15 protein-coding genes are annotated in these 15,648 nt (G+C 69.4%); 8 read left to right on the forward strand and 7 right to left on the reverse strand.

Annotated features, from left to right (window positions below):
- Positions 1-29 precede the first annotated feature (29 nt).
- Entirely contained in the window at positions 30-986 is a 957-nt protein-coding gene (locus tag EFA46_RS02520; RefSeq protein WP_123075064.1) for a succinylglutamate desuccinylase/aspartoacylase family protein, read from the forward strand.
- A gap of 71 nt (positions 987-1,057) precedes the next feature.
- Here EFA46_RS02520 and EFA46_RS02525 read toward each other — a convergent pair whose 3' ends face one another.
- Both EFA46_RS02525 and EFA46_RS02530 read right to left on the reverse strand, forming a co-directional pair.
- Positions 1,058-1,282 (reverse strand): hypothetical protein, encoded by a 225-nt coding sequence (locus tag EFA46_RS02525; RefSeq protein WP_255494080.1) that lies wholly within the window; start codon positions 1,280-1,282, stop codon positions 1,058-1,060.
- A 183-nt stretch (positions 1,283-1,465) separates the two neighbouring features.
- Positions 1,466-2,746, reverse strand: coding sequence for a tRNA(Ile)(2)-agmatinylcytidine synthase (locus tag EFA46_RS02530; RefSeq protein WP_123075062.1), 1,281 nt, complete (start codon positions 2,744-2,746; stop codon positions 1,466-1,468).
- A 100-nt stretch (positions 2,747-2,846) separates the two neighbouring features.
- Here EFA46_RS02530 and EFA46_RS02535 point away from each other — a divergent pair, with 100 nt between their 5' ends.
- The 3 genes from EFA46_RS02535 (at position 2,847) to prf1 (ending at position 5,789) form a co-directional block, all read left to right on the forward strand.
- Positions 2,847-3,815 (forward strand): transcriptional regulator, encoded by a 969-nt coding sequence (locus tag EFA46_RS02535; protein ID WP_123075060.1) that lies wholly within the window; start codon positions 2,847-2,849, stop codon positions 3,813-3,815.
- Positions 3,816-3,863: 48 nt separating this feature from the next.
- Positions 3,864-4,109, forward strand: a complete 246-nt coding sequence (locus EFA46_RS02540; protein WP_123075058.1) for a glutathione S-transferase N-terminal domain-containing protein — start codon at positions 3,864-3,866, stop codon at positions 4,107-4,109.
- Between the two features lie 423 nt (positions 4,110-4,532).
- Positions 4,533-5,789, forward strand: coding sequence for a peptide chain release factor aRF-1 (prf1, locus tag EFA46_RS02545; RefSeq protein ID WP_123075056.1), 1,257 nt, complete (start codon positions 4,533-4,535; stop codon positions 5,787-5,789).
- A gap of 64 nt (positions 5,790-5,853) precedes the next feature.
- On the opposite strand, the gene EFA46_RS02550 is transcribed toward prf1, so the two are convergent.
- The gene (locus tag EFA46_RS02550) at positions 5,854-7,086 is read right to left on the reverse strand and encodes a potassium channel family protein (RefSeq protein ID WP_123075054.1); all 1,233 of its coding nucleotides are present in this window, start codon (positions 7,084-7,086) and stop codon (positions 5,854-5,856) included.
- A gap of 253 nt (positions 7,087-7,339) precedes the next feature.
- On the opposite strand from EFA46_RS02550, the gene citZ reads away from it, so the two are divergent.
- Positions 7,340-8,479: a citrate synthase gene (gene citZ, locus EFA46_RS02555; RefSeq protein ID WP_123075052.1), complete on the forward strand. Its 1,140-nt coding sequence runs from the start codon at positions 7,340-7,342 to the stop codon at positions 8,477-8,479.
- Positions 8,480-8,626: 147 nt separating this feature from the next.
- Here citZ and EFA46_RS02560 read toward each other — a convergent pair whose 3' ends face one another.
- From EFA46_RS02560 to EFA46_RS02575, 4 genes are all read right to left on the reverse strand, one after another.
- Positions 8,627-10,072, reverse strand: a complete 1,446-nt coding sequence (locus tag EFA46_RS02560) for an NCS2 family permease (RefSeq protein ID WP_123075050.1) — start codon at positions 10,070-10,072, stop codon at positions 8,627-8,629.
- 120 nt (positions 10,073-10,192) lie between these two features.
- On the reverse strand, positions 10,193-10,906 hold the full coding sequence (locus tag EFA46_RS02565) for a phosphoribosyltransferase family protein (protein ID WP_123075048.1): 714 nt from the start codon (positions 10,904-10,906) through the stop codon (positions 10,193-10,195).
- Positions 10,907-10,986: 80 nt separating this feature from the next.
- Positions 10,987-11,514, reverse strand: a complete 528-nt coding sequence (pyrE, locus tag EFA46_RS02570; protein WP_123075046.1) for an orotate phosphoribosyltransferase — start codon at positions 11,512-11,514, stop codon at positions 10,987-10,989.
- A gap of 94 nt (positions 11,515-11,608) precedes the next feature.
- Positions 11,609-12,157 (reverse strand): CDP-2,3-bis-(O-geranylgeranyl)-sn-glycerol synthase, encoded by a 549-nt coding sequence (locus tag EFA46_RS02575; RefSeq protein ID WP_123075044.1) that lies wholly within the window; start codon positions 12,155-12,157, stop codon positions 11,609-11,611.
- Positions 12,158-12,241: 84 nt separating this feature from the next.
- Between EFA46_RS02575 and EFA46_RS02580 the strand changes: the two genes are divergently transcribed.
- From EFA46_RS02580 to EFA46_RS02590, 3 genes are all read left to right on the forward strand, one after another.
- The gene (locus tag EFA46_RS02580) at positions 12,242-13,078 is read left to right on the forward strand and encodes a proline dehydrogenase family protein (RefSeq protein WP_123075042.1); all 837 of its coding nucleotides are present in this window, start codon (positions 12,242-12,244) and stop codon (positions 13,076-13,078) included.
- Between the two features lie 47 nt (positions 13,079-13,125).
- The gene (locus tag EFA46_RS02585) at positions 13,126-13,764 is read left to right on the forward strand and encodes a DUF502 domain-containing protein (protein ID WP_123075040.1); all 639 of its coding nucleotides are present in this window, start codon (positions 13,126-13,128) and stop codon (positions 13,762-13,764) included.
- Between the two features lie 66 nt (positions 13,765-13,830).
- Positions 13,831-15,615 carry a site-2 protease family protein gene (locus tag EFA46_RS02590; RefSeq protein ID WP_123075038.1) on the forward strand — a complete coding sequence of 595 codons (1,785 nt, stop codon included), beginning with the start codon at positions 13,831-13,833 and terminating at the stop codon, positions 15,613-15,615.
- Positions 15,616-15,648: the final 33 nt, after the last annotated feature.

Below are 15,648 nucleotides of genomic sequence, written 5' to 3' on the forward strand. Positions count from 1 at the left end.
CAATACGGACGGGCGAGGGCGACTAGATAATGACGAGCCTCGGTACGGCGAGCGCGGCCCCTGGCGAGATGGACACGGGGCGGCTGACGGTCGGCGAGACGCGTGACGGCACGACGGTCGGGCTGCCGGTCGCCGTCATCAACGGCGTCGACGACGGCGAGACCCTCTACATTCAGGCGGCGAGCGACGGCGACGAACTGAACGGCGTCGGCGTCGTCGCGCGAGTCGTCCCGCAGCTCGACCCCGCCGAGCTGTCGGGGACGATTCTCGTCGTCGGCATCGCGAACTACTTCGGGTTCCAGGTCGCCGAGCACCGCAACCCCATCGACGACACGAAGCTGAACCGCGCCTACCCCGGCGACGCGCGCGGGTCGTCCTCGGAGCGCATCGCGCACGCGACGTTCGAGGCGGCGACGCGCGCGGACTACGTCCTCGACCTCCACCAGGGTTCGACGAGTCGGATGATAAACGAGGTGCGGGTGCGCTGCGGGCGCCACCACCGCCTCCACCGGAAGTGCCTCGAGCTCGCGAAGGTCTTCGACTGCGGCTACATCCTCGACCAGAAAGGGCCGGAGGGCCAGCTCGCGCGCGCCGCGCCCGACGAGGGCGTCCCGACCATCGACCCGGAGCTCGGCGGCGCGGTCGGGTGGGACGAGGAGTCCATCGAGTACGGCGTCCGGGGCGTCTTCAACGTCCTCAGGCACTACGGCTTCCTCGACGGCGAGACGGAGGTGCACCCGCAGACGCGCGCGCACGCCTTCGACCGCTACGGCGCGCCCTCGGGCGGCGTCGTCGACTACCGGGTCGAGCTCGGCGAGGAGGTCGCGCGCGGCGACACGCTCTTTCGGGTGACGGACGTCTTCGGGCAGGTGAAAGCCGAGGTCTCGGCGGACAACGACGGCGTCTTCTGGCGCTCGCGGCGCCTCCCGCAGGTCGCGTCCGGCGAGTACGTCTGCTCGGTCGGCACGACCATCGACCAGTACTAGACGCGCGCGTCGGCGCGACGGCGGCCGCACCGGCGACATCCCGGACGGCGAGAAACCCGCGCGGGCGGGTGTTACCGGACCGATTCGAGGTCGACGAACGCGTCGCCGGCGGCGGTGAGCCACGTGGTGACGAGTTCGTCGTCGTCCGCATCGGCGGGGAAGACGGTGCACTCCGCACCGTCCTCGTACTCCTCGACGCGACAGGTGAGCTCGAACTCCGGCCAGGTCTCCGTCTCGGTCGTGGGACGCAGGTCCCCGTCGGTGGGGACGGCGCTCGCGACGGCTCCGCGAGTCATTCGCCCACCTCTCGCGGCACCGATGGCGCGACAGTGTTGGTTCGCATCGGTCGTTTCGGCTGACTCGTCCGATACATATATAGCCGTCTATCGAGTTCGAAAATAAAACCGAAAGCGTTCAAATACGGGCGCGTGAGCGGCCATCAGAGCTAAATACGGTGATGCGCCCGAGTCGTGGTAGAGTCAGTGCTCGGGATGGACCGGGGCGTCCCACGACCCGCGAACGAGCGGACGCGCGACGTGCCGGCGCGCGCACGGCGGCACCTCGTACCAGCCGACGTCGAGGTCGCGGGCTATCGGCTCCGCGACCTTCCCGGGCGCGCTCGTCGAGCAGTCCCGACACCGGTAGCCTTGGCCCGCGCCGGCCGACTCCATCGTCCGCTCGCAGGACGGACAGACCGGCGTCGCGGGCGCCGTCGTCACGCGCTCGCGGAGCGCGAACTTCTCGAGTTTCAGCGTCCCATCGCTCACCTCCCCGCAGACGGTGAGGGCGTCACCCTCGCGGAGATCGCGCACGCGCTCGCGGAAGCGCTTCGTCGGCTCGAACGCCGCGCACCGCACCTCGGCGGTGTCGTCCGCCACCTCGAAGAAGACGTGGCCGCCCCGGCGCGTCTCGGGGGCCGTCGCGACCGTCCCGTCGACGCGGTACGCCCGGCCGTCCGCGAGCGCGTCGAGCGCGTCCGCGTCGCAGAGGTGGGCGTCCGTCCCCTGGTTCGTCACGAACAGCTGGGCGAAATCCGTCGGTTCGGCCTCGATGGCGGCCGCGAGCGCGCGGCAGGCCTCGGGGTCGTCACCGCGAATCCCGTGGAGGATGGGGCCGGGCGTGTGCGGGACGCAGACCGCCTCGCCCTCGCCCCGGTCGACCGTGTCCCACGCGTCCGGGTAGGCGTCGTCCGCCGCCGCGAACACCGAGTCGTGGTCGACGTCGCGCGCCGTCCCCCAGCGCGACTCCTCACGGTAGGAGATGTACTCGTACGTCCAGTCCTCGAACGCGCGCCACGCGCCCACGGCGGCGAGCGCGCCGATGCGCCCCCGGCCGTTCTTCCACCCGGCCGAGCGGTAGCCGGCCGCCTCGACGAGCGCCGTCGCGTCCGCGATGTCGTGGTGGTCGCGCACCGCGTCGCGCGAGAATTCGGCGACGGCGTCCGGGACGGCGTCCGGGTCGTCCGGGCGGCCGGGCGCGACCACGAGCCCGGGGTTCGTCCGGTCGTCGGCCACCGCCGCGGCCGCCTCGACGGCGTCGCGCGCGACGGCGAACGCCGTATCTTCCGGGGCGTCCGTGTGAATCGCAAGCGCCGCGTTCCCGCGCGTCTTGTGCTCGACGGCGGGGTTCAGGCGGACGAGGAGGACGCGCGCGACGCCGTGGCCGCGCTCCGCGAGCGTGCGCGCGACCCGCGCCGCCACGTACGTCGTGCACATCCCGAGCGTCCGCGAATCCGTGTCGTCGAGACCGACCGTCGTCACGGCCCACGGTAGCCGCCGCGTCTACCTACGGCTTTCGACGCGCGCACCGGGCTCGCCTGCGGCAAAATACATATATGTGCATACCGGCTTAGAGTCCTCTATGTCCCGGTCGGCACTCATCGAGAACGTCACCGCGATGCTAGCGGACGCGGGGTTCACGGTGAGCGACCGCTGCGTCATCCGGCCGAAGAGCTTCGACGTCGCCGCTCGGCGCGGTGAGGACCTCCTCTTCCTGAAGGTCCTCGGGAACGTCGACGCCTTCGACGCCCCGACGGGCGCCGAGATGCGACGCCTCGGTCACTACCTCCACGGCACGCCCATCGTCGTGGGGTTGCGCACGCGCGACCAGGAACTCGAACCCGGCGTCGTCTACTTCCGCCACGGCGTCCCCGTCATCAGCCCCGACACCGCGATGGACCTCTTCGTCGAGGGCGTCCCCCCGCTCGTCTACGCCGCCCCCGGCGGCCTCTACGTCAACATCGACGGCGACGTCCTCTCGGACGAACGCGAACAGCGCGGCTGGAGCCTCGGTCGCCTCGCCACCGAACTCGGCGTCTCCCGACGCACCGTCTCGAAGTACGAGGACGGCATGAACGCCAGCATCGACGTCGCCGTCAAGCTCGAGGACGTCTTCGGCGACGCCCTCACCAGCCCCGTCGACGTCCTCGACGGCGCGGACGAGGTCCGCGACGCCGACCCCACCCCGGACGACCCCGAGGCCGACCCGGAGGACGAACCCATCGTCGCCGTCCTCACGCGCGCCGGCTTCGACGTCCACCCGACCGTCCGCGCGCCGTTCAAGGCCGTCGGTGAGGACACCGAGCGCCCCTCGGGGCTCCTCACCGGCCACTCGACGCTCACCGACGCCGCCGTCAAGCGCGCGCGCATCATGGCGAGCGTCGGGCGCGTCACCCGCACGCGGGCGGTCTACTTCGTCGACGAGGCCAAACAGGAGTCCATCGGCGGCACCGCCATCATCGAGCGCTCGGAGCTCGAACGCATCGACGACCCCGCCGAGTTCCGCGACCTCCTCCAGGAGCGCGGCGACGACGCCGAGACGGAAGCGTAAGCCGCCCGCTCCGCATCCTTCTTCCCGCTCGACCGCGTAGACGGCGGCGTGAGCGACCTCGAACTCTACGTCCTGCCGGGCTGTCCGTACTGCGCGAAAGTCACGTCGAAACTCGACGAGCTCGGCCTTGACTACCGCACGCACGAAGTCCCGCGCTCGCACGCCGAGCGCGACGAGGTCGAGGCCGTCAGCGGCCAGACCGGCGTCCCCGTCCTCGTCGACCCCGCCAACGGCGTCGAGGGGATGCCGGAGAGCGACGACATCGTCGAGTACCTCGACGAGCACTACGCCTGAAGCTTTCGTCGGGTACGACACCCTCCTCAGCCTCGCGCCTCCGGCGCGAGTGAAGCGCGCGACTCACGTGAACGAGCGCGGTGAGTGAGTGTGACTCAGTGAGAACGACGTTCTAACTGGACCACCCGTCGCGCGGACGCTACCTCGTGGTTCGTTCAGTCTCGGGGCGGACTGAACACCAGCGTTCGCGTGAACGAGCGGTCCAGCGTGAGAGCGAAGCTCTCACTGGGTCACACTCGCGTTGCTCGCGTGACCGACGGGACCCGGAGCGAGGAGTGCTTTTGCGTGCGAGACGCTTCGCGTCTCGCTGCATAGGAGGAAGCTTCGCTTCCTACGATGGTCGAGCTTTTGCCGAGCGAGCGAAGCGAGCCCAGAGCAAAAGGTCGCAGGGTACTTACCGATACACGCCCCTAGTACTCCGTAATGAGCGAGCAGCAGGGCGAAGAGGCGTCCGAGGACCGCCGGAAGTACGAGTTCCGGAAGGTCATCGAGCAGCTCCAGGACTACTCCGGGAGCGGGACGCAACTCGTCACCATCTACGTCCCCGAGGACAAGCAGGTCTCGGACGTGGTCGCACACGTCACCCAGGAGCACTCGGAGGCGTCGAACATCAAGTCGAAGCAGACCCGAACGGCGGTCCAGGACGCGCTGACCTCGATCAAGGACCGCCTGCGCTACTACGACACGTTCCCGCCGGAGAACGGGATGGTGCTCTTCTCGGGCTCCATCGACGTCGGCGGCGGGCAGTCGGACATGGTGACCGAAGTGCTGGAGTCCCCGCCCGAGCCCATCCAGTCCTTCCGCTATCACTGCGACAGCGCGTTCCTCACGGAGCCCCTCGAGAACATGTTCGCGGACAAGGGCCTCTACGGGCTCGTCGTCCTCGACCGCCGCGAGGCGAACGTCGGGTGGCTGAAGGGCAAGCGCGTCGAGCCCGTGAAGTCCGCGTCGTCGCTCGTGCCGGGCAAGCAGCGCAAAGGTGGCCAGTCCGCCCAGCGTTTCGCGCGCCTGCGCCTCGAGGCCATCGACAACTTCTACCAGGAGGTCGCGGGAATGGCGAACGACCTCTTCGTCGACCGACGCCACGAGCTCGACGGCATCCTCGTGGGCGGCCCCTCACCGACGAAGGACGAGTTCCTCGACGGCGACTACCTCCACCACGAGCTCCAGGACAAGGTCCTCGGGAAGTTCGACGTCTCCTACACGGACGAGTCCGGCCTCTACGACCTCGTCGACGCGGGCTCGGCCGCGCTCGCGGAGGCGGCGCTCATGGAGGACAAGAACGCGATGGAGTCGTTCTTCAAGGAGCTCCACAACGGCGACCTCGCCACGTACGGCTTCGAGGCGACGCGTCGCAACCTCGTGATGGGCTCCGTCGAGACGCTCCTCCTCAGCGAGGACCTCCGACAGGACGTCGTCACCTACGAGTGCCCGAACGGCCACGAGGAGCGCGAGCTCATCGACCGCCGGACGGACGAGGTCCCCGCCCACGAGTGCGAGGAGTGCGGGGAGACGGTCGAGGAGGGCGAGCGCGAGGACGCCATCGACCACCTCATGAACATCGCCGACCAGCGCGGGACGGAGACGACGTTCATCAGCACGGACTTCGAGAAGGGCGAACAGCTCCTGAACGCGTTCGGCGGAATCGGCGGCCTGCTTCGCTACTCCACGGGCGTCTGAGGACGCCGGTCTCGCTCGCCCGGCACGCTCGCACACGAGCGCGACCGTCCGACTTCTGAGCGGTCTAGTCCTCTGCGCCCGCGAGCGCACGCAAGCGCTCGGCACCGGCGCGCGTCCCCTTCGCGAGCAGCACGTCGCCGGCGCGGAGGGCGGTGTCGGGGCCGGGTTGGATGACCCACGCATCCTCGGTGTCGGCGCGGAGGCCGCTCGCGGCGTCGGCGTCGGCCTCGGGGCGGCGAACGGCGATGACGCGCATCCCCGTCGCCGTCTTCACGGCGGCGTCCCCGAGCGTCGTGCCGTCGAGGTCGGAGTCGGGGGCGACGGCGACGCGGACGATGACCTCGTCGGACTCCTCGACGGCCTCCTGGACGACGACGTGCGTGTCCAACCCCCGGAGTACGCCCTCGGAGATCTCGAGGGCGGCGTCGCTGATGACTTCGGTGGCGTTCGCGATCTGGACGAGGCCGCGCAGGGAGACGGGGTCGGCGACGTCGGCGGCGGCCCGGAGCGTCCACGCCTCGAAGCGCGCCTCGAGGGCGTCGACTTCGGCTTCGAGTTCGACGACCTCTTCGGCGATGTCGTCGCTGTCGAAGAGCACGCTCCCGTACGCGAGGTCGACGGCGAGTTCGCTCATGTTCTTCATGAGGACGAGCGAGTCGACGGCGCGTTCGAGGTCGGCGATGTCGGGGTCGGCGGGCTCGGGGGGGTCGTACGTCGTCCCGGTCGCGCGCTCGTAGACGTCGCCGATGGACTCCTCGGGGCCACGGAGGAGGAGGACGTCCCCGGCTTCGAGCGTCGTCGTCGGGCCGGGGTTCGGGTTCCAGTCGCCGCCGCGTCGGACGGCGATGACGCGCACGCCGGTCTCGGTCTCGAGGTTGACGTCGGCGAGCGTCCGGCCGGCGTAGGCGGAGCTCGCGGCGAGTTCGGCGCGCACGAGGCGCTCGACGGCCTCGGGGAGCGCGTCGCGGATGGCGTCGGGGAGGCCGACCTCCTCGAGGACGACTTTGGCGATGTCGCCGCTCGCGTCGGAGACCTTCTCGGCGGCGCCGATGATGCCGAGGACGGGCGCGAGCGCTTCCGCGTCCTCGGGGTTGCGCGCGGCGAGCAGGAGGCTCATCCGGGCGCGCAACTGGAGGACGTCCATGCGCTCTTCGAGCTCGAGGACTTCCTCGGCGATGGCCGGACTCCCGTGGAGGACCGCCGAGTAGGAGAGGTCGATGAGGAGTTCGGCGGTGTCCTTCATCTCCGCGAGGAGGTCCTTGACGCTCGCGGGTTCGTACTCGACGCGGCCGGGCATGGTGGGGAGACGGCGGCGAGCGATAAAAACACCCGTGGGTGAGTCGGCGCTCGCGGCCGGCCGGGGCGCGACGAACGAGCCGGCAAGGCGTTCATCCATGCGGAACGCTCCGACACCATCGTTGTGATTCGCGCACGTTCGGCCGGTATTTCCGCGACGACGGCGGTACTATCCGGTGAAATCGTACGCCCGGTCACCGGTCGAGCATGGATAATAGGCAACCCTTTTGCAACACCGTGAAAAACCGTCGGGTATGTCCGACGAACTCAAGAAGGGGCTCGAGGGTGTGCTCGTGGCTGAGTCCGACCTCAGCTACATCGACGGCGACGAGGGCCGCCTCGTCTATCGTGGGTACACCATCGAGGACCTCGCGCGTGAGGCGTCGTACGAAGAGGTCCTCTACCTCCTCTGGCACGGCGAACTCCCGACCGAGAGCGAACTCGAGACGTTCGCGTCCGCGATGGCCGAAGAGCGCGCCGTCGACGACGCCGTCCTCGAGACCGTTCGGGACCTCGCGGAAGCCGACGAAGTTCCGATGGCCGCCCTGCGCACGGCGGTCTCCGAGCTCTCCGCGTTCGACGACGCCGCCGACGGCGAGGACCCCACGGACCGCGAGGCCAACCTCGCGAAGGGCAAGCGCATCACCGCGAAGATTCCGACGGTCATCGCGGCGTTCACGCGCATCCGCGACGGCGCCGAACCCGTCGCGCCCCGCGAGGACCTCAGCCACGCCGCGAACTTCCTCTACATGCTGAACGGCGAGGAGCCCGACGACGTGATGGAGGACGTCTTCGATCAGGCGCTCGTCCTGCACGCCGACCACGGCCTGAACGCCTCGACGTTCTCCGCGATGGTGACGTCCTCGACGCTCGCGGACCTCCACTCGGCGGTCACGTCCGCGGTCGGGACGCTCGGTGGCAGCCTCCACGGCGGCGCGAACCAGAACGTCATGGAGATGCTGAAGGAGGTCGACGAGTCCGCGAAGGAACCGGTCCAGTGGGTGACGGACGCGCTCGACGACGGCAAGCGCGTCGCCGGCTTCGGCCACCGCGTCTACAACGTGAAGGACCCGCGCGCGAAGATCCTCAGCGAGCAGTCCGAGGAGCTCGGCGAGGCCGCCGGCGACACGAAGTGGTACGAGATGAGCGTCGCCATCGAGGAGTACATGGCCGAAGAGAAGGGCCTCGCGCCGAACGTGGACTTCTACTCCGCGACGACCTACTATCAGATGGGCATCCCCGTCGACATCTACACGCCCATCTTCGCGATGAGTCGCGTTGGCGGCTGGATCGCACACGTCCTCGAGCAGTACGAGGACAACCGCCTCATCCGCCCGCGTGCGCGTTACGTCGGTCCGATGGACCAGACGTTCACCCCCATCGACGAACGGTAAGGGGTCCGGCGGCGCGACGGCACGTTTTTTCGGGTTCTCGGGTTCGTCGAGACGAGCGACGCGTCCCGCGCCGGTGCGACTGAGAGCGACGCGTCTCGCGTCGGGGAGCCGGCGTGAGAAAGCGGGAGACAGCGCGTGCTCGGACTCTCAGACCGTCTGCGCGATGACGCCGCTGGTGCGCACGAAGAAGTAGAGGAGGAAGGCGAGCGCGAGCAGCCACTGGCCGAGGCGGACGTCGTCGTACTCGCCGACGGCGGTCTTCACGACGGGGTAGGAGATGATGCCGGCGGCGATGCCGTACGCGATGGAGTAGGCGAACGGCATGACGATGACGGTGAGGGCGGCGGGGACGGCGAAGGTGAGGTCGTCCCACGCGATTTCGGCGACGTTCGAGAGCATGAGGATGCCGACGACGACGAGGACGAGGTGACTCGCGTACGTCGGGACGGCGACGGCGAGCGGGACGACGGCGAGGCTGAGGAGGAAGAGGCCGGCGATGACGAGCGCGGTCATCCCGGTCCGGCCGCCCTCCTCGACGCCGGTGGAGGACTCGACGAACGTGGTGACAGTGGAGGTGCCGAGGATGCCACCGACGGTGGTGCCGATGGCGTCCGCCATGAGCGGTTTGTCGATGTCGGGGAAGTTCCCGTCCTCGTCGAGGAAGCCGGCCATCTGGCCGACGCCGACGAGGGTGCCGGCGGTGTCGAAGAAGTCGACGAAGAAGAACGTGAAGACGACGAGCGCGAAGGTGACGCCCTCGACGTTCTGGAGGCCGGTGACGAAGCTCCCGGCGAGCGGCGCAATGTTGTAGCTCGCGGCGTCGTACGTGATGGGCGCGCCGGGCGCGAGCGAGACGGACTTCAGCGTGACGCCGTAGAGTTCGGCGGCGCGCTCGGGGGAGTAGGCGCTGAATCCGAGCGCGGACGCGGCGTAGCCCGCGACGCTCGTGAGGATGATGCCGAGGATGACGCTCCCGCGAATGCCGCGGGCGTAGAGCGCGAGCGTGACGAGGAGGCCGACGACGCTGAGGATGGCGACGGGGTCGCTCGCGAACGCCGGGTTGAACGTGAGGTAGGTGCTGGGGTCGCCGGCGACGACGCGCATCTCCTCGAGGCCGATGATGGCGAGGAAGAGCCCGATACCGGCGCCGACGGCGAGTTTGACGGGTTCGGGGAAGAGCCGGATGACGTACTCGCGCGCGCCGACGGCGGTGAGGACGATGAAGACGACGCCCTCGACGACGACGGCGGCGAGCGCGGTCTGCCACGGGATGCCGAGGCCGAGAACGACGGTGAACGCGAAGAAGGCGTTGAGGCCGAGGCCGGGCGCCTGCCCGAACGGCCGGTTGGCGTAGACGGCCATGACGAACGTCGCGACGGCGGCGCTGAGGAGCGTGACCACCGCGATCATCTGGAACGTCCGGGTCGCGCTGACGCCGTCGATCTGGATGGCCTGCGAGAGGAGCGCGGGGTTGACCACCACGATGTACGACATCGTGAGGAAGGTCGTGATCCCGGCGATCACCTCCGTCCGGAGGTCGGTGTCGTGTTCGTCGAAGCCGAAGTAGTCGGCGAGTGAGTCCGTGAGCCCCATGTCGTATGCACGTGGATAGTTTTTGCCGCTGACTTAACCCTTACCAACTCGGTTGCGTAAGAGTGGTTATTTTTGACGACTATCCGAAGGTGGAATACACGTACGTGCCGAGACGCGGCGTCAGTCGAGGTGGACGAGCGCGCCGGTCGGCGCGCCGGTGCGGTCGGTCGCGCGCTCGATGCCCTCGTCGCCGGCGGCAATGAGCGCGAAGACGCCGCCGACGGACGCGTCGGCGGTGTCGACGATGTCGAGGAGGAGTTCCTGGGTCTCGCCCGAGCGGATGAGGTCGTCGACGACGAGCACGGTCTCGCCGGCGTCCACGGCCGAGGCGGGGAGGTAGTAGGTGAGTTCGATGCCGGAGTCGAGGCGCTGGCGGGCCTCGATGAACTCATCAACGGCCGTCTCCTTCGACTTCTTCGCGTACGCACAGCGCGCGTCGTAGTAGGAGGCGAGCGACGCGGCGAGCGTGATGCCGTCGGTGGCGGCGGTGAGGACGACATCCGGGCGCTCGAAGTCGAAGGACTCGGCGGCGACGGGCGCGACGAGGTCGAGGAACGCCTGGTCGAAGACGACGCCGGAGTTGTCGACGTAGCCCTCGTCGTCGAGGCGCACGCGCTCGGAAAGTTCCTCGCGGAGGACGCGCTCGCCCACTTCGGCGACGACGTCGCTCGCGCGCTCGGCGCTCGGGAGGACGTGCCCGTTCACGTAGCGGTTCAGGTCGCCCGCCGGCAGACCGGTCTCTGCCGCGAGTTCGTCGTACGTCCGCGTCTCCTTCAGCGTCCGCAGGACGGAGACGGCGCGTAACTGGAGGGCGGCCTTCTCTGCGCGGTTCATACCGCTACTCATGGTTGCAAAAACTTGAATACCTCGAATCGGTTTCGAGTGGGAAACAGCCAGCGTTGCGTAATCGTGCCCTACTCGTCGGCGTCGAGCAGTTCGGTGGCGGTGACGAGCGCCTCCATCTCGACGCCGTGCTCGGCGAGCAGTTCCTCGCCGCCCTCCTCGCGGTCGACGACGAGGAGCGCGCGGTTCACCTCCGCGCCCGCGTCCCGGAGCGCCTCGACGGCGTCGACGGCGGACTGGCCCGTGGTGGCGATGTCCTCGACGACGACGATCTCCTCGCCCTCGCTGAGGCGGCCCTCGATGCGGTTGGCGGTGCCGTACTCCTTGGCCTTCTTGCGGGCGATGACGTAGGGGACGTCCGCCGTGATGGCCGTCGCCGCCGCGAGCGGGACGCCGCCGAGCGCGACGCCGCCGAGTTTCGCGTCGTCGTCGACGCGCTCGGCGAACGCCTCCGCGATGAGGCGCAGACAGCGCGGGTCCGTCTCGAAGAGGTACTTGTCGACGTAGTAGTCGGAGGTGCCGCCGTGGGACAGCTCGAACTCGCCGTACTGCACCGCGTCGGCGTCCTGCAGGGCCGTGATGAGCGCGTCGTCCGTCATTGCCCGAACTGGCGGCGGCGAGGCCGATAAACGACCCGATTGGCGCTGACGAACGCACGAACCGAGGGACGACCCCGAAGCGCGTCGGCGCGCGCTACCACGGCTCGTCCTTCAGCCCGAGGAGGTAGGCGCCGGCGTTCGTGAGGACGTGGAGGACGGGCGTGAGGACGAGGACGACGAGGACGACGGGGAGGGTGAAGGTGGCGCGGAACCACGCGGGCGCGACGAGCGCGGCGAGCACGAGCGCGACCACCACGAAGTCGAGCTGGTCGAGGAGGGGGAAGGCGGCGCCGCGCTCGCGGCCGCTCCGTCGCTTCACGAACGAGGCGAGGATGTCGCCGAGCATCGCGCCGAACGGGAGCGCGAGCGCGACGACGGGCGGGAACGCCGGGAGCGCGACGCCGGTCGCGTCCGCGAGGGCGGGTCGGGCGACGTTGAGCGCGGCCGCGAGCGCGGCGCCCGCGAGCGTGCCGACGAGCGTGCCGCGCCACGTCTTCCCGTCGCCGAGGAGTCGCTTCCCGTCGCGCCACGTCCGCCCGCCGTCGATGGGTCGGCCGCCGCCCGCGAGGACCGCCGCGTTGTTCGGGACGTAGGCGGGGAGCATCGTCCAGAACGCGACGGCGACGGCCGTGACTGCGTCCATGCCTCTCGGGACTGGTGCCGGGCGCTTAACGGCTGGGTATCGGCGGCGGCAGTAGTTAAGGCGCTCCCGGCGGAATCGGGTGACGTGATCCCGCCCATCGCGTCGCGGTTCGTCGCCGGCGAGACGGCCGCGGAAGCCCTCGAGCACGTCGAGTCGCTGAACGACCGGAACGTCTCGGCCATCCTGAACCTGCTCGGCGAGCACTACCACGAGCGCGCGCCGGCGGACGCGGACGCGGAGACGTATCGAACGCTCGTCTCCGACATCACGGACGCGCACGTCGACGCCTGCCTCTCCGTGAAGCCATCGCAGATCGGCCTCGGGGTCGGCGCGGACGTCTTCGAGGAGAACCTCGGGCGCATCGTCGAGGCCGCCGCCGCCGAGGACGTCTTCGTCTGGGTGGACATGGAGGACCACGGGACGACGGACGCGACGCTGGACGCCTACGAGCGCTACGCGCGCAAGTACGACGGCGGCGTCGGCGTCTGCGTGCAGGCGAACCTGCGGCGGACGGGCGAGGACCTCGCGCGCCTCGCGGACGTCCCCGGGAAGGTCCGCCTCGTGAAGGGCGCGTACGACGAGCCCGGCGAGGTCGCCTACCGGAACAAGGCGGACGTGAACGAGCGCTACCGACAGCACCTCGAGTACATGTTCCGGGAGTTCGATCGGGGCGTCGCGGTCGGGAGCCACGACCCCGCGATGATCGAGTACGCACGGGAGCTCCACGAGGAGTACGGGACCCCCTTCGAGTTCCAGATGCTCATGGGCGTCCGCGAGGACGCCCAGTTCGACCTCGCCGCCGACTACGACGTCTACCAGTACGTCCCGTACGGCGGGAAGTGGTTCCAGTACTTCTCCCGGCGGATGACCGAGCGCCGCGAGAACCTCCTGTTCGGACTGCGCGCGATCCTCGGTCGCTGACCCGCCTCGGGTAACCCTTATCCGCGCGCCCGCTAACCACTACGACAATGAGCACGTGGAAGCGGGACGCGGCGAGCGGCCTCATCGTCGTCCTCCCGGTACTCGTTACGCTCTACCTCATCTACTGGGTGTTCGCGAAGATCGCGGTCCTCGCGCTCGCCGCCACGCAGCTCCAGAACCCGTATCTGGCGGTGGTGCTGTCGCTGCTCGTCTTCGTGCTCGTCATCTTCGCTATCGGCTACCTGATGCGGACGGCGCTCGGGACGTTCCTCGAAGGCCAACTCGACGACGCGATGAACAGCCTCCCGGGGCTCAGGATCATCTACAACGCCTCGAAGATGGCGGTGGAGACGGCGCTGAGCGGCACGGAGGAGTTCCAGAAACCCGTGAAGGTCGAGGCGTGGGAGGGCATGCGGATGACGGCGTTTCGGACGGGCCAGCGGGCACCGGACGGCCGCGAGCTGCTCTTCATCCCGACGTCGCCGAACATCACGTCGGGCTTCGTCGTCGAAGTCGACTCCGAGGACATCATCGAGACGGGCGAATCGTCCGAGGACGCCCTGACGCGCGTGCTCTCGGCCGGGTTCGGGAGCAGCGAGCAGGAGGACATCGGGCGGTACATCGACTCGGCGGACGACGACTCGGCGGATGACGACTCGGCCGACGAGGAGGACGAGGCGCGGTGACGGCGGCGACGGCCGCGACGTGAGGTCGTAGGGCTTTATCCGGCGGGGACCTGAATCACCGACTCGATGGACGCTTGGCTGTGGGTCCTCGCCGCCGTACTGCTGGTGTGGGCGCTCGTTACGACCCTCGACCGGAACGACGTGCTCCCCGAGTACGTCGGCACGATGGGCCCGATGGTGACGGTGCACACGAAGCGCGGGCGCGCGCTACTGAACTGGCTCGCACAGCCGAAGCGCGCGTGGCGGGCGTGGGGGAACCTCGGCCTCGGCGCGGCGCTGATGGTCGGCCTCGGGATGTTCGCGTTCCTCGTCGCGAGCGCCGCGAGCATCGTCCAGAACCCGCCGGCGGCGACGTCGGCGGTCTCACAGCCACGGAACATCCTCGTCATCCCGGGCGTGAACGACTTCCTCCCGCTGGACGTCGCGCCCGAAATCGTCCTCGGCCTCCTCATCGGCATGGTCGTCCACGAGGGCGGCCACGGCATCATGTGCCGCGTCGAGGACATCGACATCTCCTCGATGGGCGTCGTCCTCCTCGCGGTCATCCCGATGGGCGCGTTCGTCGAACCGGACGAGGAGAGCCAGCGACGCGCCGACCGCGGCGGGAAAGCACGGATGTTCGCGGCGGGCGTGACGAACAACTTCCTCCTCACCGCGCTCGTCTTCCTCTGTCTGTTCGGCCCCGTCGCGGGCGCGATCTCGGTCGCGCCCGGCGCCGCCGTCGGGAGCGCGCTCACCGCGTCGCCGGCCTCGCAGGCCGATATCGGACAGGGCGACCGCATCGTCGCCGTCGGGAACCAGAGCGTCGCGAACAACTCCGAGTTCGAGGCGACGCTGTCGGCGCTCGACGACCGGCGCGTGGCCGTCGAGCTCGCGTCAGGGGAGACCGCGACGGTGAACCGCTCGCTGTTGGTGCGCGCGGCGCCGACGGCGGGACCGTTCGCGTCCGTCTCCATCAACACGACCGTGACGGCGGTGAACGGGACGCCCGTCTACACGCGCGCGGGCTTCGAACGCCTCGCCGCGAACCACACGATGGCGTCGCTCACCCTCCTGAACCGCACGTCGGGCGAGAGCCGAACGGTGTCGGGACCGCTCGGCGCACTCGCCATCGTCCAACCCGACGGCCCGGCCGCACGGAGCGGCGTCCCGAGCGGTGACCCGCTCGTCATCACGCGCCTCGACGGCGAGCGCGTCGTCGACTACGACGACGTGAGCGCGGCGCTCGCGGACACGGACGCCGGCGACGACGTCGACGTGACCGCGTACGCGAACGGGTCGTTCGAGAACTACACCGTGACGCTCGGCGACAGCCCGAACTCCGAGGTGGGCTACCTCGGCGTCCTCGGGACGTACGGCACCTCGGGCATCTCCTTTACGGACTTCGGCGTCCACCTCTACGAGGCGGGGACCTACCTCTCGTACGTGAGCGGTGAGACGGCCGGCGGCGGCATCGCCGGGTTCGTGCGCGCCGTCGCGGCGACGCTCTTCCTCCCGTTCATCAGCGTCATCGACCCTGGGCTCACCTACAACTTCGCGGGCTTCTACGGCTGGAACCTCAACTTCTTCGCCGTCGAGGGCCCGCTCGCCGCGCTCGGTGGCGGCGCGTTCCTGCTCGCGAACGCCCTCTTCTGGACCGGCTGGATCAACCTCAACCTCGCGTTCTTCAACTGCATCCCGGCGTTCCCGCTGGACGGCGGCCACCTCCTGCGGACGAGCGCGGAAGCCGTCGTCTCGCGTCTCCCCGTCGAGGAGAAGCGCGCGGCCGTCCGCGCGATCACCACGGGCATCGGGCTCATCATGGGCGTCAGCCTCGTGCTGCTCGTCTTCGGCCCGCAACTGCTCGGGTAGGCTCAGGCGCGACTGGAAAAACCCTTGGGGGCG

The organism is Halarchaeum sp. CBA1220, from assembly GCF_003721175.2.
In the GTDB taxonomy this organism is placed as follows: Archaea; Halobacteriota; Halobacteria; order Halobacteriales; family Halobacteriaceae; genus Halarchaeum; species Halarchaeum grantii.